General features: G+C 66.3%; 19 protein-coding genes and 1 other RNA gene. 3 read left to right on the top strand and 17 right to left on the bottom strand.

What is annotated here, in order from left to right; translation table 11 throughout:
• Window positions 1-47 precede the first annotated feature (47 nt).
• Entirely contained in the window at window positions 48-1,472 is a 1,425-nt protein-coding gene (gene rlmD, locus AC1DOX_RS05815) for a 23S rRNA (uracil(1939)-C(5))-methyltransferase RlmD (RefSeq protein WP_441621621.1), read from the bottom strand.
• Window positions 1,473-1,552: 80 nt separating this feature from the next.
• On the opposite strand from rlmD, the gene AC1DOX_RS05810 reads away from it, so the two are divergent.
• Window positions 1,553-2,407, top strand: coding sequence for an endonuclease/exonuclease/phosphatase family protein (locus AC1DOX_RS05810; protein ID WP_441621619.1), 855 nt, complete (start codon window positions 1,553-1,555; stop codon window positions 2,405-2,407).
• A 15-nt stretch (window positions 2,408-2,422) separates the two neighbouring features.
• On the opposite strand, the gene AC1DOX_RS05805 is transcribed toward AC1DOX_RS05810, so the two are convergent.
• From AC1DOX_RS05805 to surE, 5 genes are all read right to left on the bottom strand, one after another.
• Window positions 2,423-3,262, bottom strand: coding sequence for a 3'-5' exonuclease (locus AC1DOX_RS05805; RefSeq protein WP_441621617.1), 840 nt, complete (start codon window positions 3,260-3,262; stop codon window positions 2,423-2,425).
• On the bottom strand, window positions 3,259-4,416 hold the full coding sequence (gene rpoS, locus AC1DOX_RS05800; protein WP_092134281.1) for an RNA polymerase sigma factor RpoS: 1,158 nt from the start codon (window positions 4,414-4,416) through the stop codon (window positions 3,259-3,261). Before rpoS ends, AC1DOX_RS05805 begins: the two co-directional genes overlap by 4 nt.
• Window positions 4,417-4,422: 6 nt before the next feature.
• Window positions 4,423-5,301, bottom strand: a complete 879-nt coding sequence (locus AC1DOX_RS05795) for a peptidoglycan DD-metalloendopeptidase family protein (protein ID WP_477101243.1) — start codon at window positions 5,299-5,301, stop codon at window positions 4,423-4,425.
• 8 nt (window positions 5,302-5,309) lie between these two features.
• Window positions 5,310-6,215 (bottom strand): protein-L-isoaspartate(D-aspartate) O-methyltransferase, encoded by a 906-nt coding sequence (locus AC1DOX_RS05790; RefSeq protein WP_477112325.1) that lies wholly within the window; start codon window positions 6,213-6,215, stop codon window positions 5,310-5,312.
• Between the two features lie 88 nt (window positions 6,216-6,303).
• Entirely contained in the window at window positions 6,304-7,056 is a 753-nt protein-coding gene (surE, locus tag AC1DOX_RS05785; protein ID WP_092134285.1) for a 5'/3'-nucleotidase SurE, read from the bottom strand.
• A gap of 254 nt (window positions 7,057-7,310) precedes the next feature.
• On the opposite strand from surE, the gene AC1DOX_RS05780 reads away from it, so the two are divergent.
• Window positions 7,311-8,285 carry an NADPH:quinone oxidoreductase family protein gene (locus tag AC1DOX_RS05780; RefSeq protein WP_441624543.1) on the top strand — a complete coding sequence of 325 codons (975 nt, stop codon included), beginning with the start codon at window positions 7,311-7,313 and terminating at the stop codon, window positions 8,283-8,285.
• A 120-nt stretch (window positions 8,286-8,405) separates the two neighbouring features.
• Here AC1DOX_RS05780 and AC1DOX_RS05775 read toward each other — a convergent pair whose 3' ends face one another.
• The 11 genes from AC1DOX_RS05775 to AC1DOX_RS05725 all read right to left on the bottom strand — a co-directional run bounded on the left by AC1DOX_RS05775 (window position 8,406) and on the right by AC1DOX_RS05725 (window position 22,028).
• Complete coding sequence (locus AC1DOX_RS05775) at window positions 8,406-9,197, bottom strand: ABC transporter permease (protein ID WP_092134288.1); 792 nt, start codon at window positions 9,195-9,197, stop codon at window positions 8,406-8,408.
• A 29-nt stretch (window positions 9,198-9,226) separates the two neighbouring features.
• Complete coding sequence (locus AC1DOX_RS05770; protein ID WP_092134290.1) at window positions 9,227-10,039, bottom strand: ABC transporter ATP-binding protein; 813 nt, start codon at window positions 10,037-10,039, stop codon at window positions 9,227-9,229.
• A 79-nt stretch (window positions 10,040-10,118) separates the two neighbouring features.
• Window positions 10,119-11,162, bottom strand: a complete 1,044-nt coding sequence (locus AC1DOX_RS05765; RefSeq protein WP_092134291.1) for an ABC transporter substrate-binding protein — start codon at window positions 11,160-11,162, stop codon at window positions 10,119-10,121.
• 226 nt (window positions 11,163-11,388) lie between these two features.
• On the bottom strand, window positions 11,389-12,369 hold the full coding sequence (locus AC1DOX_RS05760) for a Bug family tripartite tricarboxylate transporter substrate binding protein (RefSeq protein WP_441624542.1): 981 nt from the start codon (window positions 12,367-12,369) through the stop codon (window positions 11,389-11,391).
• A 46-nt stretch (window positions 12,370-12,415) separates the two neighbouring features.
• The gene (locus AC1DOX_RS05755; RefSeq protein WP_441624541.1) at window positions 12,416-13,384 is read right to left on the bottom strand and encodes a hydroxymethylglutaryl-CoA lyase; all 969 of its coding nucleotides are present in this window, start codon (window positions 13,382-13,384) and stop codon (window positions 12,416-12,418) included.
• Window positions 13,381-14,577 carry a CaiB/BaiF CoA transferase family protein gene (locus AC1DOX_RS05750; RefSeq protein ID WP_176860859.1) on the bottom strand — a complete coding sequence of 399 codons (1,197 nt, stop codon included), beginning with the start codon at window positions 14,575-14,577 and terminating at the stop codon, window positions 13,381-13,383. Before AC1DOX_RS05750 ends, AC1DOX_RS05755 begins: the two co-directional genes overlap by 4 nt.
• Window positions 14,578-14,920: 343 nt before the next feature.
• Entirely contained in the window at window positions 14,921-15,826 is a 906-nt protein-coding gene (locus tag AC1DOX_RS05745) for a LysR family transcriptional regulator (RefSeq protein ID WP_092134297.1), read from the bottom strand.
• 2 nt (window positions 15,827-15,828) lie between these two features.
• Entirely contained in the window at window positions 15,829-16,443 is a 615-nt protein-coding gene (gene recR / locus AC1DOX_RS05740) for a recombination mediator RecR (protein ID WP_092134299.1), read from the bottom strand.
• A 40-nt stretch (window positions 16,444-16,483) separates the two neighbouring features.
• A complete protein-coding gene (locus tag AC1DOX_RS05735; RefSeq protein ID WP_092134301.1) occupies window positions 16,484-16,810 on the bottom strand; it encodes a YbaB/EbfC family nucleoid-associated protein in 327 nt (108 codons plus the stop codon).
• 64 nt (window positions 16,811-16,874) lie between these two features.
• Complete coding sequence (locus AC1DOX_RS05730) at window positions 16,875-19,361, bottom strand: DNA polymerase III subunit gamma/tau (RefSeq protein WP_477112326.1); 2,487 nt, start codon at window positions 19,359-19,361, stop codon at window positions 16,875-16,877.
• Window positions 19,362-19,520: 159 nt separating this feature from the next.
• Window positions 19,521-22,028: an adenosylcobalamin-dependent ribonucleoside-diphosphate reductase gene (locus tag AC1DOX_RS05725; RefSeq protein ID WP_441621038.1), complete on the bottom strand. Its 2,508-nt coding sequence runs from the start codon at window positions 22,026-22,028 to the stop codon at window positions 19,521-19,523.
• Between the two features lie 217 nt (window positions 22,029-22,245).
• On the opposite strand from AC1DOX_RS05725, the gene ffs reads away from it, so the two are divergent.
• Window positions 22,246-22,344, top strand: an RNA gene (ffs, locus tag AC1DOX_RS05720) — signal recognition particle sRNA small type.
• Window positions 22,345-22,374: the final 30 nt, after the last annotated feature.

The following is a 22,374-nucleotide window of genomic DNA, read 5'->3' as shown; positions in this document are numbered from 1 at the left end:
AAAAGCCGGCCAACAGGCCGGCTTTTTTCATAGGCACCCGCCAGGCATCAGTCGCGCTCGAACACCGCGATCGACTCCACATGCGACGTGTGCGGGAACATGTTGACCACACCCGCGCCGGCCAGGCGATAGCCAGCCTCGTGAACCAGCAGGCCAGCGTCGCGCGCAAGCGTCGCCGGGCTGCATGACACGTAGACGATACGCTTCGGCAGCACGTCGCTGCCAGCCTGGTGCAGTTCGCCCAACGCCTTGCAGACAGCCAGCGCGCCTTCACGCGGCGGATCCACCAGCCAGCGGTCGAAGCGGCCCAGTGCGGCGATTTCCTCGGCCGTCACCTCGAACAGGTTGCGACAGGCAAACGAGGTCTTGCCCGCCAGCCCGTTGTATTCGGCATTGGCCAGCGCACGCGTCGTCAGCGCCTCGCTGCCTTCAATCCCCATCACCGAAGTGCCCTGCGTGGCTAGCGGCAGCGTGAAGTTGCCGATGCCGCAGAACAGGTCGAGCAAACGATCGGTCGGCTGCGGGTCCAGAAGGCGCAATGCGCGCCCGATCAGCACGCGGTTGATCTGGTGGTTGACCTGCGTGAAGTCCGTCGGCTTGAACGGCATGCGGATGCTGAACTCCGGCAGCGTGTAGGCCAGTTCCTGGTCGGCCGGGTAGAACGGATAGACCGTGTCCGGGCCCTTGGGCTGCAGCCAGAACTGCACGTTGTGCCGATCGGCAAACGCGCGCAGCAGGTCTTTGTCTGCGTCGGTCAGCGGCTCCAGGATCCGCAGCACCAGCGCCGTGACCTCGTGGCCGACGGCCAGCTCGATCTGCGGCATGCGCTCGCGAATGGACAGCCCCGACACCAGCTCGCGAAGCGGCACCAGCATCGCCGACACATGCGGCGGCAGTATCTCGCAGCGCGTCATGTCGGCCACGTAGCTGCTCTTGCGCTCGTGAAAACCCACCAGCACCCCACCCTTCTTGGCGACGTACCGCACGGTCAATCGCGCGCGATACCGGTAGCCCCAGTCCGGTCCGGCGATCGGCCGAAATACCACGTCCGGCCGCACCTTCGAAAGGTGCCAGAGGTTGTCTTCCAGCACACGTTGCTTGATGGCAAGCTGGGCACGGGCATCCAGGTGCTGCATGGAGCAGCCGCCACAAACGCCGAAGTGCTGGCAACCCGGATCCACACGCATCACCGACGCCTGCTTCACCTCCACCAGTTGCGCCTGCTCGTAGCTCGGCTTGCGGCGAAAACTGCGGTAGCTGACGGTCTCGCCCGGCAATGCACCCTCGACGAATATCACCTTGCCCGGCGTACCGTCTTCGTTGGCCAGGCGACCCACGCCGCGCGCCTCCATGTCGAGGCTGTCGATCGTGACGACGGGATCCGTCGAGGGGTTCGCGTTGGCGACGGATGCGGCGGGTTCAGCACCTGACGGCGCCGCTTTGTGGAGCTGGGAGGACACGGCTTGAGACACCAGTGGGACCTGACGTATTGTTTTGCGAAAGCGCGATTGTAGTCCAGTCACGGCGCCGGGCGGCGCTCGGAGGGATAGCGATGGAATTGATCTCGTGGAATATCCAGTGGGGACGTGGCGCGGATGGCAAGGTGGACCTTGCGCGCACCATCGACACACTGCGCAACATGGCCGATGCCGATGTGCTGTGCCTGCAGGAAGTGACCCGCGGGTTCACCGACATGCCCGGCAACCCCAATCGCGACCAGATCGCGGAGCTCACGGCCCTGCTGCCCGGCTATCGCGTGCTGTTCGCGCCCGGCGTGGACCGCACAGGCGGTGATGGCAGCCATCGACAGTTCGGCAACGTGGTGGCCACGCGGCTCCCCGTGCATGAGATTTTCCGCCATGCGCTGCCCTGGCCGGCCGACCCCGACGTGGCATCCATGCCCCGCGTGGCACTGGAAGTGACGGTGCAGATCGGCACGAATCCGTTGCGCATCGTTTGCACGCACCTGGAGTACTACTCGCAAACCCAGCGTACGGCGCAAGCCGAAGCCCTGCGGGACTGGCACGTGCAGGCGTGCGACCATGCCCGTCGCCCGGGCCGTTCGGAAAACAGGCCGGGGCCGTTCACGCCCGAACCGCGCCCCGCGGAAGCCATTCTCTGCGGTGACTTCAACAGCAAGCCGGACGACGTCGCCTACCAGCGCATGCTCGCGCCTTATGCGGACACCACGCCGAACTGGCGCGACGCATGGGTGCATCGACATCCGGGTCAGCCGCACGCGCCGACCTGTGCGCTCTACGACAAGGCGCAATGGAAGGAGCCGCCGTTTGCGTGCGACTTCGTCTTCGTCACGGAGAACCTGCTCGGAAGGGTGCGGCGCTGCGAGGTCAATGGCGACACGGATGCGTCCGACCACCAGCCGATCCACCTGACGGTGGATCTCTGAACCCGACCAGCCCGGTTAGAACGATTCGTCTTCGCTCTCAGGGCTCATCGGCTGCAACTGAAACGCGCGCAGATATTCCATCCACTGCGTGCCGGGTAACTCTGCCAGCGACTCCTGCACGAGCGCCATTTCCATGTCGAATTCGCGCGGCGTCAGGCCGCCACGCATCAGCTGGAAACGGCAATACATCAGGTATGTATTGACGACATCGGTCTCGCAATAGTCGCGGATCGCGCCCAGCTGGCCTTCCTGGTAAGCCTGCCAGACCTTGCTGCCGTCCATGCCCATCTTGCCCGGAAAGCCGCAGAGCTTGGCCAGGTCATCGAGCGGCGCGCTGGCCCGTGGCTGGTACATCGCCAGCAGGTCCATCAGGTCCAGATGCCGCATGTGATAGCGGCTGATGTAGTTGTTCCACTTGAAGTCGCGGCTGTCGTCGTCGCGGCCCTCGCCCATTTCCCAGTAGCGCGGCGCGGCCACGCCGTTGATCAGGCCGCGATAGTGCAGCACGGGCAGGTCGAAGCCACCACCGTTCCACGACACCAGCTGCGGGCTGTAGCGCGCGATCAGTTCATAGAACTTCTGGATCAGCGTGGCCTCGCCGTCTTCCGGGGTGCCCAGCGATCCCACGTGGAACACCGCCGAGCCGTCGCGCTGCGTGCGGCGCAGCACGCAGGAAATCGCGGCCACGCGCTGCAGGTGATGCGGCAGGAAGTCCGAGCCGGTCTTCTCCCGGCGGGCGGCAAACGCATGCTCGGCGACGTCAGCGTCGCTCATCGATACGGGGTGGTCATGCAAACGGCGCAGGCCGGCGACATCGGGAATCGTCTCGATGTCGAATACCAGCACAGGGGTCATAAAACGGCGTCCTTGCGTACACCTTGCGAGGCGAAATGCCGCTTGAGCTTGACGAGTGCTTCCTGCTGGATCTGGCGCACACGTTCACGCGTGAGACCCATCTCCTCGGCCAGCTCTTCCAGCGTGGCCGGCTCGATATGGTTGAGGCCGAAGCGTCGTTCCACAACGTAGCGATGCTTTTCCGACAGGCGCGCCAGCCAGAGCTTCATTAGGTTTTCCAACTCGCGGTGAGCCACTTCCTGGTCAGGCGCGGCGTTGTGCTCATCGGACAGGAAATCGAGCAGGCTGGAACCCGGGTCAAGATCAAACGGCGTATCGAGCGAGGTGGTGTGTTCATTGAGTGCCAGCACGTCCTGCACCTCGTCCGGCGTCTTGCCGAGCAGGTGGGCGATGTCCTCGAGGCTGGCGTCGCGGCCGTCCGTGCCACCCTTTTCGAGGTGGCGCTTGGCACGCAGGACCTGGTTGAGTTCGCGGATCACGTGCACCGGCAAGCGCACGGTGCGGGCCTGGTTCATGATCGCGCGCTCGATGCTCTGGCGGATCCACCAGGTGGCATAGGTAGAGAAACGAAAACCGCGCGACGGGTCGAATTTCTCGATCGCATGCATCAGGCCAAGGTTGCCTTCCTCGATCAGGTCGAGCAATGGCACACCGCGGTTCAGGTATCCCTTAGCGATACTGACCACGAGGCGCAGGTTGCGCTCGATCATCACCTGGCGCGCGGAGAAATCCCCGCCCTTGGCCAGCGTGGAGAAATGCAGTTCCTCGGGTGCCGAGAGCAGCGGCTTGATGCTGATGCGGTTGAGATAGTGCTGGACGGTGTCTGCAGCCAGTTCCGTGTGCAACACGGTCCGGAAGTCGTCGTGCTCGGGCGCAGCCTCGGCACCGTTCTCTTCCTCGTCGTCCTCGGACTCGTCGTCTTCGTCGTCGCGATCGTTGTCGTCGACAGCCAGGTCGGCTTCGCGCAAACCGGCGCGCGACACGGCAGTGATCGGCTCGTCCGTGGCCGGCACCATGTCGGACGCGGGATCCTCGGTGAAGATCCCTGCGTCGACAGCATCGTCAGCTTTTGCTACGCCAGCCTTTCCTACCGGCTGCTTGGGACGACGGGTCCTGCTGACAACTCCGGATGAGACAGTTTTCTGGCGTGGCATGAAACCTCACTGTGGCGGCAGATACCGCATCGGATCGACCGGTTTTCCGTTCTTGCGAACCTCAAAGTGCAGCTTGACCCTGTCAGTATCACTGTTACCCATTTCGGCAATCTTCTGGCCCTTGCGGACCGTCGATTGCTCTGCCACCACCACCTTGTCGTTGTAACCGTACGCGGTGAGGTATGTATCGTTGTGTTTGATGATGACAAGATTCCCGTAGCCGCGCAAGGGGCCTACGTGAATCACCCTACCCTCGTCGGCAGCCATCACCGAGTCACCTTTTTTACCCGCGATGTCGATGCCTTTGTTTCCTTTGTCATCAAACTTTCCAACCAGTTGGCCAGAGGCCGGCCAGGCCAGGTGGATGTCCGCGGCGGGCGCGGCAGCGGCGGACGCCGGGGGCGTCGCCGTGGCCGGTGCGGAAGCGGCGCCGGCCTGCGTCGCCGGCGGCACCGAGGCTGTCATCGGCGCGCCCACCGGGCGGGCCGCATCGATCGGCTGCGACTGCACCGTGCCCGGCGCCACCGGCACCGTGGCCACACCCGGCGCGGCATTCACGTCGGCGCTGGGCGGCACCACGCGCAGCAATTGCCCCACTTCGATCTGGTTGGCGTTGGCAATATTGTTCCAGCCGGCAACGTCACGATACGACTGGCCGTTTTCCAGTGCGATACGGTAAAGCGTATCGCCTCGCTTGACCCGATAGTAGCCGGGCGGCGCGGGTTCGGTCGACGCGGCGGCCTGGCCACCTGACGTGGACGTCCGATCCACAACCGGGGCCGGCATGGGGGAGTTGGCGCAGGCGGCGAGAATTGCGGCCAGCGCGGTCACGGCGAAAAGCTGTCCGACGCGTGCGAAATGTTCCGATTTCACGATGGTGTGCATAGTTCGACTCAGATGGTGCCCGATTTTAAGGGCACAAAGAAAACGGCTTCAAGCGCGGTTCGGTGAAAACGATGCCGATTGAGGCGCTCGATGAGCAGAAGTTGCTGGGTCACGGTCTGACCCGGTCCGCCAGAGTTGGGGGCTACCACCGGGGCGATCAGTCGCCCGCCGACGGCCAGCTGTTCCAGCAGGGCCTCGGGCACTTCCATGCCCGCGGCGGCCAGGATGATGGCGGAAAATGGCGCCGCCTGCGGCAGGCCGAGCATGCCGTCGCCATAGTGCAGGCGGATATTGGGCACGCGCAGGGGCCGCAGGTTCGCCTTGGCTTGTTCGTGTAGCGGACGGATCCGCTCGATAGAGAACACTTCCTGCGCCACCAGGCTCAGTACCGCGGCCTGGTAGCCGCAACCTGTACCGATTTCCAGCACGCGCGCGAGCGGCTGGTCTGGCGTCAGACCGTCGCGCAGCAGCTCGATCATGCGCGCCACCACCGAGGGCTTGGAAATGGTCTGCTGGTGGCCAATCGGCAATGCGGCGTCTTCGTATGCCTGCGATGCCAGGCCGGGTTCCATGAACAAGTGGCGCGGCACCGTGCCGATGGCGCTCAGCACGCGCTCATCGCGGATGCCGCCGGCACGCAGCCGTGCCGCCAATGCGGCGCGCGCGCGATCGGAGGCCATCCCGCCACCGCCGGCCGTCGCGGCCGAGGCCCGCGCCTCCACGGCGCTGCCCGGCACAGGAGGCGACGCGGGCGGTGCCGCGGGCTTGCGCGGCTTGGCCGTGGCGGGAGCAGGCGCGGCGGCGCGCTGGCTGCCCACCGCAGGCAGGCCAGCGGTGCGGGCAGGTGCGGGTTTGCGCTCCACCACCGCATCGAGCGGCAGCGGAAAGCGAGGTCGGCGCGGAGGGGAACTCATGTCGGCAAGACCGGCGTGCAGACGCGCGCGCGTAACGCCGCGCGGCGATCCAGACAGGAAGATCGTGACGTGGGCGCCTGCAACACGCCTACCCCAGCCACTGTCCGAGTTGTTCGAGCTGCCCGCGATGGGTCAGGTCCAGCTGCAGCGGCGTCAGCGAGACGTAGCCATTGGCGGTCGCGTGGAAATCGGTGCCTTCGCTGGCATCGCGCGCATCGCCGGCAGGGCCGATCCAATAGTTGGTGTCGCCACGCGGATTCACCTGTGTGATGACCGGCTGCGACGGATGGCGCTTGCCAAGACGCGTGGCACGCTGGCCGAGGATGTGCTCGTACGGGAGATTCGGGATGTTGACGTTAAGCAGGAACGGCTCGGTGGGCGGGCGGGCAATCACGCGCTCCACGATCTCGCGCGCCACGCGCGCGGCAGCGTCGAGATGCTCCCAACCCTTGTCGACCTGGGAGAACGCAAGCGACGGAATGCCGAACAGATAGCCTTCGATGGCCGCGGCGACGGTGCCCGAGTACAGCACGTCCTCGCCCATGTTCTGACCCTGGTTGATGCCGGACACAACGAGGTCCGGGCGATCTTCCAGCAGGCCGGTCAGCGCCACGTGCACGCAGTCGGTCGGCGTGCCGTTGATGAAACGGAAACCCTTCTGCACGCCTTCGCGCGCCTCGAAGACAGACAACGGACGCTGCAACGTCAGCGAATTCGATGCACCACTATGATTCTGTTCCGGCGCGATCACCGTCACGCGCGCAAGCGGGGCGAGCGCGGCATGCAGAACGGCAAGTCCCGGCGCGAGATAGCCGTCATCGTTGGCGAGAAGGATATGCATGGCCGCGATTGTACCTGAGCGAGGCGCCGCTCGCGGCACCAAAACAGCCCCGCAAACGCGCAAAACAGGGCAGATTGTGTCAGCGCGGATGCGGTTTGCCACAATGACCTTGCGGCGAGCTTTCGACTCCCCCACGCCGCCATCGACATCGGGCAAAGTCACACGCACGCCCGAACAGAACGACCGTGCTTTTTTCGGCTACACTTGCCTGAGCCTGCGCGTCAGCGCATGACAACACCATGACCGGAGACAAGATGAAAGCCGTACTGTGCAAAGCCTGGGGCCCGCCCGATTCCCTCTCCCTAGAGACACTGCCTGACCTCGTGCCGGGCGATGGCGAGGTCGTCATCGACGTCAAGGCGGCCGGGGTCAATTTCCCCGACGTCCTCATCATCCAGAACAAATACCAGGCCAAGCCGGCACTGCCCTTCTCGCCGGGATCCGAACTGGCCGGCGTGGTCAATGCGGTCGGCGCGGGCGTCACGCACGTCAAGCCGGGCGACAAGGTCATCGCCTACCTGGGCAATGGCGCGTTCGCCACGCAGGCCAAGGCGCCGGCGAGTGCCGTCGTGCCGATGCCGCCCGGCATCGATTTCGATGTAGCTGCCGCCTTTACGCTGACTTATGGCACCTCCCATCACGCCGTGGTCGACCGTGGCGAACTGAAGGCGGGGGAAACGATGCTGGTGCTGGGCGCAGCCGGTGGCGTGGGGCTGGCGGCCATCGAGATCGGCAAGGCGATCGGCGCGCGCGTGATCGCCGCGGCGTCCACCGATGAAAAGCTGGCGGTCTGCAAGGAGCATGGCGCCGATGCGCTGATCAACTACAGCACCGAGGACCTGCGTGAGCGCGTGAAGGCATTGACTGACGGCAAGGGCCCGGACGTCATCTATGACCCGGTGGGCGGCATCTACGCCGAGCCGGCGTTCCGCTCGATCGGCTGGCGCGGTCGCTACCTGGTGGTGGGTTTTGCGAATGGCGAAATCCCCAGGCTGCCGCTGAACCTGGCCTTGCTCAAGGGCGCTTCGCTGGTGGGTGTTTTCTGGGGCGACTTCGCACGCCGTGAACCGCGCGCGAACCAGGCCAACATGGCACAGATGCTCGGCTGGATGAAGGAAGGCAAGATCCGCCCGCACATCTCCGCACGCTATCCGCTGGACCAGGCGCCACAGGCGCTGAAGGACATGGAAGCGCGCAAGGTGACTGGCAAGATCGTGATCGTGCCGTAGTCCTGCCCGGCACAAACAGCAAAGGGGCGCGGCCTGGTGCCGACGCCCCTTTTTCCTGGCCCGGCCCCGCCGCCCCAGGTTCTAGCCTTCCATCAGCGCCCTTCCTTCAGCGCCGCTCCCTCAGAGCTTCTCCGTCTCGCCCGACTGCGGCTGCCATTTCATCAGGCGCTTCTCGCCGACCGTCACCATCCAGTCGAGCACCAGCGCAAACGCCGTCAGCACCACGATGCCTGCGAACACGGTGTTGATGTCGAACGTGCCCTCGGCCTGCAGGATCAGGTAGCCCACGCCGCGCGCGGAACCCAGATACTCCCCGACCACCGCGCCGACGAAGGCCAGGCCCACCGACGTATGCAGCGACGAAAACACCCAGCTCGTCGCGCTCGGCAGGTACACGTGGCGCAGCAACTGTTGCTTGTTGGCACCCAGCATGCGCGCATTGGCCAGCACCACGGGACTCACTTCCTTCACACCCTGATAGACGTTGAAGAAGACGATGAAGAACACCAGCGTCACGGCCAGCGCCACCTTCGACCAGATGCCCAGCCCGAACCAGACCGCAAAGATCGGCGCCAGGATCACGCGCGGCATCGAGTTGGCTGCCTTCACGTAGGGATCGAGCACCGCGGAGGTGAACGGGCTCAACGCCAGCCACAACCCCACGCCCAGCCCCGCCACCGTGCCGATGCCGAATGCCAGCACCGTTTCGATGAGCGTCACGCCCAGGTGGATGTAGATATCGCGCTCGACGATGAACCAGCTCCAGATGCGCTGCGCCACCATCAGCGGCTCGCCAAAGAAGAAAGCCACCTGCTGCGAGCGCGTGGCCATGTGCCACACGGAAAGAATCACCACCAGGACCAGCACCTGCCAGACGCGCAGCATGCCATTGGAATCGGGACGGAAAGCCATATCGTTGTCTTGTCGTTGTTCTTGTGGGCTCAGGCCACCTTGCGCTGCTGCGCGTAGCCCTTCAGCACTTCCTCGCGCAGCACGTCCCAAATCGCGGCGTGCAGTTCCACGAAGCGCGCATGATTGCGAATCTCGGCCACATCGCGCGGACGCGGCAGGTCGATGACGAACTCGCCGATCGGATGCGTGCCCGGACCGGCGGAAAGCACCACCACGCGATCGCTCATCGCGATGGCTTCGTCCAGGTCGTGCGTGATGAACAGCACCGCCTTGCGCTTGGCGGCCCAGAGGTCCAGCACCTCGTTTTCCATCAGCTGGCGCGTCTGGATGTCCAGCGCGGAGAACGGCTCGTCCATCAGGATGATGTCCGGGTCCAGCACCAGCGTCTGCGCCAGGCTCACGCGCTTGCGCATGCCGCCCGAGAGCTGATGCGGATAGCGATCGCCAAACCCGCCCAGGCCCACGCGGCGCAGCCATTCCTCGCCCTGGCTCACGGCCTCGTCGCGCGATACGCCACGGAAGATCAGCCCGGCGATCACATTGTCGAGCGCGCTGCGCCACGGCATCAGCGCCTCGGCCTGGAACATGTAGCCGGCGCGCGCGTTGATGCCCTTGAGCGGCTCGCCGAACACGCGCACGGTGCCGGTGGAGGGCTCCAGCAGGCCGGCGCCCACATTCAGCAACGTGGACTTGCCGCAGCCCGTGGGGCCGACGACGGAGACGAATTCACCGGGCTGGATCGACAGCGTGACATCGCGCACGGCGGTGTAGCGCTGGGTGCGATCCTCGCGCGACACGAAGGTGCAGGTAACGTTATCGAGGGAAAGTGCAGGCGTGCTCATGACTCGCAGGGAGAAAACATACGCCCGCCGGACGGGGTCGCGCGGCGGGCGGTGGGTGACATGTCCGATACCGGATGCGTTACTTGTACTTGGCGTTGGCCTTCTGGACGAAGGCGTTGGTGAACGTCGTCTCCAGCTTGATCGGCTTGCCCTTCAACTCGGCGTCGAACTGCTGCAGCGTGTTCAGCGCCGTGCGCGGGCCATCGGCCGGCATCACGCCGTCCGGCGAGATCGCTTCCTTGACCTTGTCCCACGCGGCCAGGTAGAGCGCGCGGTCACCCAGCAGGTAGCTTTCCGGCACGGTCTTGACGATATCCGACGGGCCCGCCTTCTGCAGCCACTTCAGCGCGCGCACCATCGCGTTGGTCATCGCCTGCGTGGTGTTGGGGTTCTGCTGGATGAACGACACCGACGCGTACAGGCAGCCCGACGGCATGTTGCCGCCAAACACTTCCTGGGTTTCCTTGAGCGTGCGCGTGTCCGAGGCGATCTTCACCTCGTTCTTCTGCGTCAGCATCGAGATCACGGGGTCGAGGTTGGCCATGGCGTCGATCTGGCCCGAGCGCATTGCCGCCACCGCTCCGGCGCTGGCGCCAACACCGATGAACGACACGTCCGACGGCTTCAGGCCGGACTTGGCCAGCACGAAGTTGGCCATCATGTTGGTGGACGACCCCGGCGCGGTGACGCCGATCTTCTTGCCCTTCAGGTCGGCAATCGACTTGAAGTTGGGCATGGTCTTGTTGGAAACCACCAGCACGATCTGCGGGGCACGGCCCTGCAGCACGAATTCCTGGTATTGCTGGCCCTTGGCCTGGAGGTTGAGCGTGTGCTCGTAGGCGCCCGACACCACGTCGGCGCTGCCGCCCACCACGGCCTGCAGCGCCTTGGCGCCGCCGGCAAAGTCGACGATCTCGACGTCCAGCCCTTCTTCCTTGAAGTAGCCCAGGCGCTCGGCGATGGTCAGCGGCAGGTAATAGAAGAGGTTCTTGCCCCCGACGGCAATGGTGACCTTGGTCTTCTCCAGCTTGCCCTGTGCCTGGGCAGGGCCGAAGGTGAACCATCCGGCCAGGAACAGTGCCAGCGCAATCAGCAGCTGTTTCCAGAAAGTCTTGTTATACATATTGTTCTCCTACCTTTTTTGACTGGGGGCGGTCGGGCGTCCCGGGCTCTGTCCACAAGGGGGCGCGCCGCCGTGCGGCAAATTGCGATGCTACCGGACGCATGCCGGGTCCGCATCGGGAGGAACACCTAGCCTCTGATGCGGACAATCGCAGCGGCGCACAGCTTACGCGCCCACCCTTTCGAACAGCTTGCCAATGTCTGCGGCGATATCGCCCGCCGCGCGCTTACTCGGCGTGGATGTCTGCCGATTTGATGACCTTGCCCCAGCGGACCAGCTCGGTGCGCTGGTATTGGTCGAGCTGCTGCGGATTCATGTAGCGGGCCTCGGCACCCAATTCCTCGGCCTTCTTGCGGAAGGCTTCGGTCTTCATGATCTTGTCGATCTCGGCGGTCAGCTTGTCGATGATGGGCTTGGGCGTGCCGGCCGGCGCGTACATGGCGAACCACGACGATACGTCCAGGTCAGGGTAGCCGGCTTCCGGCGCGCTCGGCACGTCCTTCAGGCTCGGCAGGCGCGTTTTGCTGGTCACCACCAGCGGACGCAGCTTGCCAGCGGCGATATGGCCCATCAGCGGGGGCGGCGTGGTGATGGTCAGGTCCACATTGCCGCCCAGCAGGTCGGTCATGGCCGGGCCAGTGCCCTTGTATGGCACGTGCGTGATCTGGATGCCGGCCATCTGGTTGAGCAGTTCGGTCGAGACGTGCTGCAGGGACCCGTTGCCCGACGAAGCGTAGTTCAGCTTGTTCGGATTGGCCTTGGCGTACGCCACCAGTTCCTTAAGCGATTTCACCGGCAGCGTCGGTCGCACCACCAGCACCTGCGGCGCCGACAGGATGTTGGCCACGGGCGCGAAGTCCTTCACCGGATCCCACGACACCTTGGTCAGCAACGGCGTGATGACGTGGTAGCCCGAGTACTGGACCATCAGCGTGTAGCCGTCTGGCTTGGCGCGCTGGACGACCTGCGCGGCAATGGTGCCGTTGCCGCCCGGGCGGTTGTCCACCACCACGGACTGGCCGAGCGCCTTGGACAGCGGCTCGGAAATCATGCGCGCCGCCAGGTCGGTCGTGCCGCCGGCGGCGGCGGACACCACCAGCATGACCGGCCGATTCGGATAGGAGCCGTCCTGGGCGTGGGCGACGGGTGCCAGCACCATGCCGGCGGCGGCCAGCATCGCGCTGGCGCTGAGGATCTTGTGGGTCATGCTTGTCTCCGATTGTTTTATAGAGAATCGTTGGCGCGGCGGCAGGTCAATGCCCCGCAAAGTGCTCGGCCATCCAACCGGGTGGCTGGTGTGTGCGCAGGCGCGGGCCGGCGCGCAGCAACTGGCTGGAAATCTCGCGCTCGACCAGTGCCGGCAGGCTGCCAACGACGTCGAGCAAGCCTTTCAGGTCCACGCCGGTGTCCACGCCCATCGACGCGAACATGTGGACGAGCTCCTCGGTGCTCACGTTACCGCTCGCGCCGGGGGCGTACGGGCAGCCGCCCAGCCCGCCGGCGGCGGCGTCGAAGCGCGTCACGCCGGTCTGCCATGCCGCCATGGCGTTGGCCAGGCCCATGCCGCGCGTGTTGTGGAGATGGATGGTCAGGCCCGTCTGCGGCAGCGCGCGCTGGAAGGTCTCGCACAGCGCGGCCACCTGGTTCGGGTACGCCATGCCGGTGGTATCGCACAGCGTGATGCCCGCCGCGCCGGCGTCCGCAAAGCGCTTCGCCAGCGCCATCACGTCGGCCTCGCTCACCTCGCCTTCGAACGGGCAGCCGAAGACCGTCGACAGCGACACGTTCACCGGTACGCCGGCCTTGCCGGCTTCGTCGATCATCGCCAGCAACTGCGCCTGCGACTGCTCTCGCGTCATGCGCAGGTTGGCGCGGTTGTGCGTCTCGCTGGACGACATCACCAGGTTGACTTCATCGGGATGGCACGACAGCGCGCGCTCCAGGCCGCGCAGGTTTGGCACCAGCACCGTATAGCGCACGCCGGGCACGCGCTCGATCTGGTGCATCACGGCCTCGGCGTCGGCCAATGCGGGAATGGCGCGCGCCGACGTAAACGAAGTCGCCTCGATACGGGCAAAGCCGCAGTGCGCCAGCGCATTGACGAACGCGACCTTGCCTTCGGTGGGCACCACCACGGGTTCGATCTGCAGCCCGTCGCGCGGCGCGACTTCGTTGATCTCGATCTTTGCCGGACCGGCCAGCGAATAGGATTGAACACTCATGCGATGACTCCACGGGCACGCAGGTCGGCAATCGCCGCCGCGTCGAAGCCGGCATCCGCCAGCACGGTATCGGTGTGCTCGCCCAGCGTGGGCGCGCGGTCATGGATGGCACCAGGGTTGGTGGAGAGTTTCGGGATGATGCCCGGCACTTCCACGCTCAAGCCCTTGGCCGACGTCACGGTCTCGATGACGCCGCGTGCCCGGTAATGCGGGTCCTCGGCGATGTCCTTGACGGTATAGATGCGGCCCGACGGCACGTCGGCTTCGCGCAGCACGGCCAGCGCCGACTCCACGGTTTGCGTCTTTGTCCAGGCGGCGATGGCCGCGTCGATCTCATCCACACGCTTGACCCGGCCATCGTTACGGGCCAGCGCCGGATCCTCGCCCAGGTCGCTGCGCCCTAACGCGGCCATCAGGCGGCGGAAGATCGCATCGCCATTGGCGGCGATCAGCACGTAATCGCCACAACCGCAGGGATAGGCGTTGGACGGGGCGATCCCCGGCAGCGCGCCGCCAGCCGGCTGGCGCACGGCGCCGAAGGCCGAGTATTCGGGCAGCAGGCTTTCGCTGAGGTTGAACAGCGACTCATACAGCGCCACGTCGATGACCTGTCCTTCCCCGCCACGCGCATCGCGCTCGTACAGGGCCAGCAGCACGCCCAGCGCTCCGTGCAGGCCGGCGATGGTGTCGCCGAGCGACAAGCCGGCGCGCACCGGCGGGCGGCCGGGCTCCCCGGTCAGGTGGCGCAGGCCGCTCATCGCCTCGGCCACAGCGGCAAAGCCGGGCTCGTCCTTGCGAGGACCGGTCTGGCCGTAGCCCGACACGCGGACCATGATCAGCTTCGGGTTGGCCGCGTGCAGCACATCCCAGCCAAGCCCCCATTTCTCCATCGTGCCTGGGCGGAAGTTCTCAATCAGCACGTCGGCCTCGCTAGCCAGCTTGCGCACCAGCGCCTGGCCTTCCGCCTGACGCAGGTCGATCGCGATCGACTGCTTGTTGCGCGACTGGGCTTCCCACCAGACCGAGGTGTCTTCATGCAGCATGCGCCATTTGCGCAGGGGGTCGCCCTGACCGGGCGGCTCGACCTTGACCACATGGGCGCCGAAATCGGCGAGGGTCTTGGCTGCAAAGGGGCCGGCAATCAGTTGTCCCAGTTCCAGGACCCGAATGCCATCGAGAATCTGTTGCGCCATCTTTGAGGTGTCTCCGTAGCTGACCATCCGCGGCGGCACCTGCATCGCGACGCGTCGTCGGTGCGGACCTGCCTGTGTTTTCACGGAGTGTGCACCAGCGTGACACAGCGGCGGAATCGGCATTCCGGCAAGCGGGCTATCTCGGAACGCGAAGGGGTGGCTTCATCTGCGGGAAAACCCGGAGACGCTGCTCAGGACGGAAGAACGGAGGGAAAAGGGACCTGGAGGAGGAGACCGCTTCAAACGAAGCGCGGCGGTCCTGGTCAGACGGGCGGCCGCAGCCAGCACAACCGGTGTGCGCCAAACGGCGCCAATGACGCCAGAATCTTTTGGAGCCGACCTCTTAGAACGGCGCGCGGTCGCCGCAGAGATGGGTGATGAGCAGCCGCGCGGACACGGTCAGGCCGGCCGGATCGCGCATGCCGATCAGCAGCGTGCGGCGCGCCCAGGCATCCTGCAACGACACCAGCGAGAGACCCATCGACTTGACGTGCGGCTCGGCGGCGATGCGCGGCAACACGCCCACGCCCAGCCCGGCCATCACCATGCGGCACATGGCGTCGAAGCTGCGCACCTGGATGCGCAGGCGGAACTGGCGTTCCAGCCGGCTGCTTTCCTCGAGCAGCCGTGCCGCCAGCGATGTCACCTGCGGCAGGCTGACGAAGTCGTACTCCAGCGTATCGGCGTAGCGCACCGGCCCATGCTGTGACAGCGGATGCCCCGGCGGCGTGATGATAACCAGCTCATCCTGCCGGTATTCCACGGTCACCAGCCCGGCGCACGGCGTGCGGTCGGCAAAGATGCCCACATCGGCGCGGTTCTCGACCAGCGCGGCGACGATGTCGCTGCTGTTCTGCTCTTCGAGCTCGATGCGGATGGTCGGATGCTGGCGCATGAATTCCGCCAGATCGTCGGGCAGGAATTGGGTGATGGCCGAGGTATTGGCGCAGACGCGCACCTGGCCGCGCACACCGGACGCATAGTCCGACATCACGCCCGCCATGCGCTCCACGTCCTGGAGGATCGTCAGCGCATGGTGAAAGCACGCCTGCCCCGCCTCGGTCAGCTGCACGCCGGACGCATGCCGGAAAAACAGCGGCGCGCCGACGGCGGTCTCCAGGTCGGAGATCCGTTTGCTGGCAGCCGCCACGGCCAGGTGCGACTGGCGCGCCCCGGCGGAGATGCTGCCCTGTCGGGCCACGGCGACAAATAGCCCCAGCGTAACGAGATCGAAGCGCGCCAGATTCATCGTTACAGGCTTCGGCGGTCCATCACGGCGCGGGCGATGGTGCCCGCATCGACGTATTCGAGTTCGCCACCCACCGGCACACCACGCGCGAGACGCGAGACCTTGAGTCCGCGCGCCTTCAGCATTTCGCCGACGTAGTGCGCGGTGGCCTCGCCTTCGCTGGTGAAGTTGGTGGCGACGATGACCTCGCTGACCGGGCCGCCCAGTTCGGGATCGGTGGCGCGTGCCAGCAGGCGGTCGAGGTGAATCTCCTTCGGGCCGATGCCATCCAGCGGCGACAGCCGCCCCATCAGCACGAAGTATTGGCCGCGATAGGTCAGGGTCTGCTCGATCATGACCTGGTCGGCCGGCGTTTCCACCACGCAGAGCAGCGAGGCGTCGCGCCCGGTGTCGCGGCACGTCTCGCAAATCTCCTGCTCGGTGAAGGTGTTGCAGCGCACGCAATGGCGAATGCCATCGGCGGCACCGCGCAGCGCATCGCCCAGCTTGCGTGCGCCGTCGCGGTCGTGCTGCAGCAGGTGATAGGCCATGCGCTGGGCGGACTTCGGCCCCACGCCGGGCAGCACCTTGAGCGCCTCGATCAGCGCCTGCAGCGAGGTGGGCGGCGCCGCTTTCATCGGATCACCGCCTCGGATCGATGCGTCATCGGAACGGCAATCAGAACGGCAGCTTGAAGCCCGGGGGCAGCGGCAGGCCGGACGTCATCGAGCCCATCTTCTCCTGCGTGGTGGCCTCGGCCTTGCGCACGGCGTCGTTGAACGCGGCGGCGACCAGGTCTTCCAGCAGGTCCTTGTCATCGGCCAGCAGGCTGGGGTCGATGGTGACGCGCTTGACGTCGTTCTTGCAGGTCATGAGCACCTTCACGAGACCGGCGCCGGACTGGCCCTCGACCTCGATCTGTGCCAGTTGCTCCTGCATCTTCTTCATGTTTTCCTGCATCTGCTGGGCTTGCTTCATCAGCCCGGCCAATTGACCTTTCATCATGGGAATACTCCTGGATACGTGTGGATGGGTGCGGGTGGCCCGGGGGGCGGGCCGCCTCTGGAATTCAGGCCGCGCGGGGCTGGATGGATCCGGGAACGATCTGCCCGCCAAACTCGCGCAGCAAGCCTTGCACAAATGGGTCGCCGTCGATCGTCGCTTCCGCCTCGCGCTGGCGTTCGGCGCGCGCCGCGGCATCGACGGCCGCAGCGGTGTGCGTGACCGCGCCGACCTCGCATTGCACGCGGACCTCGGCGCCGAATTTCTCGGTCAGCGCCGCCTGCAGCCGTTCGGCGACAGCGTTTTCGGCAATCGCCGCTACCGGCACGCGCAAGTGCAGCGTGCGGCCGACCACGCGGTGCAGTTCGCTCTGGAACGCCAGCTGCTGGGCCAGCCCCTTCAGCGGCAGGCCGGCGGCCAGCGTGGGCCAGTCGTCGGTGAATACGGGCGGCGTGCCATCATCGGCCGCGCTCGGTGCCACAGGCGGCACGGCAGGCGCCAAAGGCGTGGAGGGCGCTGCGGCCACGGCGGGAGTGGGCTCCGCCTGACGCGCCGGTTGCGACGGCGCGTCAGGCCGGTTCGCGCGCGGGGCACGGTCGAAGCTTGCGGACTCCGGCTCAAAGCCGTTGTCGAAGCCCCCGAAGCTCGGGTCGTAGCCGGGATCACTGTCATACGGGCCGATGACCGGCAAGTCCGGCGGCAATTCTTCCCACGGCGGCACGTCGCTGCCACCAGCGGCTTCCCATGGGGCCGCCGCCTTGGCTTCCGGCTGGCGCGCACGCGCGGCCGGGTCAGGCTGGGTCGGCTGGCTGGCTGGCGATGGTGCCAGGGTGGGACGCTGGGATGGCGCCTGCATCGCGGGCTTCGCAGCAGGCTGGGACGCCGCCGGCACCGGGCTCGCGGTCGTGGCCGGGCGCGTGGCCGAAGGCGGGCGCAGCGGCTGGGCGGCGGGCCGCGCGCTCGCGGCGGCGGCCGCAGCCGATGCGCCGGCGAGCGGTGGGCTCATCGGACGGCCGGCACCACCACGCCCCGCGGAGGCTTGTCGTGCGGCCGCCAGCGCGGCACGGGCCGGAGACATTGATTCGTTGCCCACGGCCGGCGCCGGCGCGACCGACGTCGATTCGGAAGCGGATGCGGATGCCGGGTTGGGCTGCGATGCTGCCGGGGCTGACGCCGATACCGGCGACTCAACCGGCTCAGCCGGTTCGACTGACTCGGCGGCACGTGCGACGGGCGCAATGGATTCCGGTCGGACGGCCTGAGCCGGCGCCGCGACGACGGGTTTCACAGGCGCCGGTGCGGCTGCCGCCAATACAGGAGCCGACGCGGGCGCGGTTGCCGTCGCCATCGGTGCCGCGGCCATGCGTGACGGCGGTGCGGACGGCGCAGCGGCCGGACGCGTCCGCTGGACCTGCTGGCCGCCACCGCCCTGCCCGCTCACGGGCGCCGGGCTGGCCGACGGCCGGAAGGCCAGCATGCGCAGCAACGTCATCGTAAAGCCGGCGTACTCGTCCGGCGCGAGCGCCAGCTCGCTGCGGCCGAGGTTGGCAATCTGGTAGAACAGCTGGACTTCCTGCGCATCGAAGGTGCCCGCCAGGCGACGCACCTCGTCTGCCTCGGGCCATTCGTCCTGCACCGACGCAGGCACGGCTTGCGCCAGCGCGATCTTGTGCAGCAGCGAGCCAAGGTCCTGCAGCGCGCCGGCAAACGACAGGCTGCGGTCAGCCATGGCATCGGCGATACCGAGCATGCTGGCGCCATCTTCGGCGGCCAGCGCGTCCAGCAGTTGCACGAGGTAGCTCTGGTCGATAGCCCCCAGCATGCCGCGCACGGCGTCCTCGGACACCTGCCCGGCGCTGTAGGCGATGGCCTGGTCGGTCAGCGACAGCGCATCGCGCATCGAACCATGCGCGGCCTGGGCCAGCAGGCGCAGCGCGCTGCCGTCATGGCTGATGCCTTCCTGCCCGAGGATGTTGTCCAGATGGGAAACAATATGCCCCGGCGGCATCTGCTTGAGGTTGAACTGCAGGCAGCGTGACAGCACCGTGACCGGAATCTTCTGGGGATCGGTCGTGGCCAGGATGAACTTGACGTGCCCGGGCGGCTCTTCCAGCGTCTTTAACATGGCGTTGAAGGCGTGGTTGGTCAGCATGTGCACTTCGTCGATCATGTAGACCTTGAAGCGCCCGACCGTCGGGGCGTAGACCGCCTTGTCCAGCAGTTGCGCCATCTCGTCGACGCCGCGGTTGGACGCCGCGTCCATCTCGATGTAATCGACGAAGCGCCCGCTGTCGATCTCCATGCACGCCTTGCACTGGCCGCACGGCTGGGCGGTGATGCCGCCGTTGCCGTCAGGGCCGGTGCAGTTGAGGGCCTTGGCCAGGATCCGGGAAAGCGTGGTCTTGCCGACGCCGCGCGTGCCGGTGAACAGGTAGGCGTGGTGCAGCCGCTGCTGTTCCAGCGCGTGCGTGAGCGCGCGGACCACGTGCTCCTGGCCGACCAGCGTGGTGAAATCCCTGGGGCGCCATTTGCGCGCTAGAACTTGATAACTCATGGCGGCGATTGTAGCAAAAGGCGAAGGCCGGATCGGGCATCCGCGCCGTTTTCGCCGCCCCCGCCGCCAGACAGGCGCCGGCGGCTGTTGCGGCAAGGCTGCATGAGCCGCCGGGCCCCGGCCCCGGCCGCCGGCCCCCCTTGACAAGCGGCCCGGCCGCTAGCCGCATTCGCCCACGTAGCCGCAATTGGCGCATTTGGCGCAGCCATCGACCTTGTGCAAGGCGTGGGCGCCACACTCGGGACAAGGCTTGCCGGTCCCCACGCCGAGGTTGACCGTTGGCGGCGCGGCGCGCGCCGGCAGGTCAGCCAGGCCGATTGCCGTCTCGCCGCCATCGCGCCGGGCCAGACGCGCGGCCAGCGCGGTCAGCGGCACCTGGCCGCCCTCTTCGTCCAGGAAGCCGCGCTTGATCAGGATCCGCTGGATGGCGTAGCTGATGGCGGCTACCTCCGAATCGTGGAAGCGCGGAACCTCGGTGCCGTCCTGGCGTACCAGCGAGCCATAGCGGACGGTGCCCTTGTCCCAGACGACATTGCGCATGTCCGCCAGCGCCTTGGCCACCGGGCCGCCGGAGCGCGCCACCATCGACAGCAGCCGCATCGTCGACGTGATCCACTGCTGGCCCTCGCTGCGCTGGCCGGCGGGCATGAAGAACTCGAGCGGCCGTTCGATGGTGACGGCCTGCCCGTTGACCAGCCCGGATACCCGCATGAAGTTGACGGTCAGGTAGACGGTCTTGTGGCCCTCGTACGTCAGGTACTCGACCTTGGAGGTCACGCCCTCGAGGTCGCCCAATGGCCGGCTGCCGAACGGGTGGGTGAGCGGGTCGTCGTCGGCGGGTGCCGCGACCGCCCCGGTGGACGGCGTGCCAGGGCTGGCTGCGGGTGGCGTGACGGACAGCACCGCGCCCAGCACGCTGTTGGGCCGGTAGGTCGCCAGCCCCTTCAGGCCCGCCTTCCAGGCTTCCAGGTACAGATTGCGGAAGGCCTCGTACGGATAGTCCTCCGGCACGTTCACCGTCTTGCTGATGCTGGTGTCGATGTACGGCTGCACGGCCTCCAGCATGCGCATATGGTCAAGCGCGGACATTTGCAGCGCCGTGACAAAACTCTCCGGCAACCGCTCCATGTCGGCCCCCATGTGACGATGCAGCCGCCACGCGTAGTCGGCCACCTCGAACATCTTGTAGCTGTCGTCCGGCATCCGCTTGCGCCGGCTGTAGGTCCACGAGAACGCCGGCTCGATGCCGTTGGAGGCGTTGTCGGCAAACGCCAGCGTGATGGTGCCAGTGGGGGCGATCGATAACAGGTGTGAATTGCGCATGCCGTGTTCGCGGATCACATCCCGCACGGACTCCGGCAGGCGGGCGACGAAACCGCCACGGAGGTAGGCGTCGGCATCGAACAGCGGGAACTTGCCCTTTTCGTCGGCGAGTTCCGTCGACGCCAGATAGGCATGGTCGCGCATGGCTTCGGCGATCCGGCCAGCTAGCTCGCGCGCCGCGTCGGTGTCGTAGCGCAGGCCCAGCATTACCAATGCGCTGCCCAGGCCCAGGAAGCCCAGGCCAATGCGACGCTTGGCCGCGGCCTCGGCCGCCTGTTCGGGCAGCGGCCAGAAGGTAACGTCGAGGACATTGTCGAGCATGCGTGTGGACACTCGCACCACTTCGGCAAACGCCTCGAAGTCGAAGCTCGCCTGCGCCGTGAACGGCTGGCGTACGAAGCCCGTCAGGTTGATCGACCCCAGGCAGCAGCAACCGTACGATGGCAGCGGTTGTTCCGCGCACGGATTGGTGGCTTCGATTCGCTCGCAGTAATAGAGATTGTTGTCGGCATTGATCCGGGAGAGGAACAGGATGCCGGGCTCGGCATGGTCGTACGTCGCCTGCATGACCTGGTCCCAGAGCCGGCGTGCCGGCACGCGCCGGTAGACCCACTGGCCGTCGTCGCGGCGGTAGGCACCGGCCGCGATCACGTCCATGCCTGGCTCGGCCTCGTGGACCAGTTCGATCTCGCCATCGGCTTCGACGGCCTCCATGAAGGCGTCCGTGACACCGATCGAGATATTGAAGTTGGTCAGGTCACCCCGGTCCTTGGCGTGGATGAAGCTCTCGATGTCCGGATGGTCGCAGCGGAGCACGCCCATCTGCGCGCCGCGCCGCGCGCCGGCGGACTCCACGGTGGCGCACGATGCATCGAACACCTTCATGAAGGACACCGGCCCCGATGCGCGGGAATGCGTGGCACGCACCAGCGCCCCGCCGGGGCGGATCGAAGAGAAGTCATAGCCGACGCCGCCGCCGCGCCGCATGGTCTCCGCGGCCTGGGCCACGGCGGTGTAGATGCTCGGCTTGCCATCACGCGATTCGGATACCGAATCGCCCACGGGCTGGACGAAGCAATTGATCAGCGTGGCCTGGATGCCGGTGCCCGCGGCGGAGTTGATCCGTCCGGCTGGCACGAAGCCGTTTTCCAGGGCCCAGAGGAAGCGTGCGGCCCATGCCTCACGCTTGTCGACGGGTTCGGCCTCGGCGAGGGCGCGCGCCACGCGCTGGCGCACGTCGGCGGCGGTCCGCTCTTCGCCCTTCGCATATTTTTCAAGCAGTACTTCTGTGGAAATGTCTTGCGGCGCGAGTGCGCCACGTATGATCTGGTCGTTTGCGTTCATGTCCTGGCTCATCAAGATGAGAACGATTCGGCATTGGCATCGCACGCGCCAAGTCGCCGGCACGGGTCGGAGCAACCAATGCAGCCCGCCATGCTGCCAGCCACAGGTTTGCGACGAGCCTGCGTGAGATCAAACAATTCACCAAACAACGCGCTTAACCACTCGCATTACAACTAATTTCGTGACGGCTTCCCGGGTTGCGTTACAATGCCGGTCGGACGGGCCTCCTCGCATGGTGGCGCGGTCAACCTGGTCAGGTCGGGAACGAAGCAGCCACAGCCGTTTTCCGCCAGTGCCGAGGGTCAGGCTCGTCCCCCTTATTCCTTCCTCACCCCTTCTGCGTTTC

The organism is Cupriavidus sp. 01L415, from assembly GCF_056400065.1.
This window is presented reverse-complemented; position numbering and strand designations above follow the sequence as displayed.

Bases quoted from the DNA above. Each gene is read 5' to 3' on its own strand.
- AC1DOX_RS05810 (WP_441621619.1), top strand. From the start codon at position 1,553: ATGGAATTGATCTCGTGGAATATCCAGTGGGGACGTGGCGCGGATGGC.
- AC1DOX_RS05805 (WP_441621617.1), bottom strand. From the start codon at position 3,262: ATGACCCCTGTGCTGGTATTCGACATCGAGACGATTCCCGATGTCGCC.
- rpoS (WP_092134281.1), bottom strand. From the start codon at position 4,416: ATGCCACGCCAGAAAACTGTCTCATCCGGAGTTGTCAGCAGGACCCGT.
- AC1DOX_RS05795 (WP_477101243.1), bottom strand. From the start codon at position 5,301: ATGCACACCATCGTGAAATCGGAACATTTCGCACGCGTCGGACAGCTT.
- AC1DOX_RS05790 (WP_477112325.1), bottom strand. From the start codon at position 6,215: ATGAGTTCCCCTCCGCGCCGACCTCGCTTTCCGCTGCCGCTCGATGCG.
- surE (WP_092134285.1), bottom strand. From the start codon at position 7,056: ATGCATATCCTTCTCGCCAACGATGACGGCTATCTCGCGCCGGGACTT.
- AC1DOX_RS05780 (WP_441624543.1), top strand. From the start codon at position 7,311: ATGAAAGCCGTACTGTGCAAAGCCTGGGGCCCGCCCGATTCCCTCTCC.
- AC1DOX_RS05775 (WP_092134288.1), bottom strand. From the start codon at position 9,197: ATGGCTTTCCGTCCCGATTCCAATGGCATGCTGCGCGTCTGGCAGGTG.
- AC1DOX_RS05770 (WP_092134290.1), bottom strand. From the start codon at position 10,039: ATGAGCACGCCTGCACTTTCCCTCGATAACGTTACCTGCACCTTCGTG.
- AC1DOX_RS05765 (WP_092134291.1), bottom strand. From the start codon at position 11,162: ATGTATAACAAGACTTTCTGGAAACAGCTGCTGATTGCGCTGGCACTG.
- AC1DOX_RS05760 (WP_441624542.1), bottom strand. From the start codon at position 12,369: ATGACCCACAAGATCCTCAGCGCCAGCGCGATGCTGGCCGCCGCCGGC.
- AC1DOX_RS05755 (WP_441624541.1), bottom strand. From the start codon at position 13,384: ATGAGTGTTCAATCCTATTCGCTGGCCGGTCCGGCAAAGATCGAGATC.
- AC1DOX_RS05750 (WP_176860859.1), bottom strand. From the start codon at position 14,577: ATGGCGCAACAGATTCTCGATGGCATTCGGGTCCTGGAACTGGGACAA.
- AC1DOX_RS05745 (WP_092134297.1), bottom strand. From the start codon at position 15,826: ATGAATCTGGCGCGCTTCGATCTCGTTACGCTGGGGCTATTTGTCGCC.
- recR (WP_092134299.1), bottom strand. From the start codon at position 16,443: ATGAAAGCGGCGCCGCCCACCTCGCTGCAGGCGCTGATCGAGGCGCTC.
- AC1DOX_RS05735 (WP_092134301.1), bottom strand. From the start codon at position 16,810: ATGATGAAAGGTCAATTGGCCGGGCTGATGAAGCAAGCCCAGCAGATG.
- AC1DOX_RS05730 (WP_477112326.1), bottom strand. From the start codon at position 19,361: ATGAGTTATCAAGTTCTAGCGCGCAAATGGCGCCCCAGGGATTTCACC.
- AC1DOX_RS05725 (WP_441621038.1), bottom strand. From the start codon at position 22,028: ATGAACGCAAACGACCAGATCATACGTGGCGCACTCGCGCCGCAAGAC.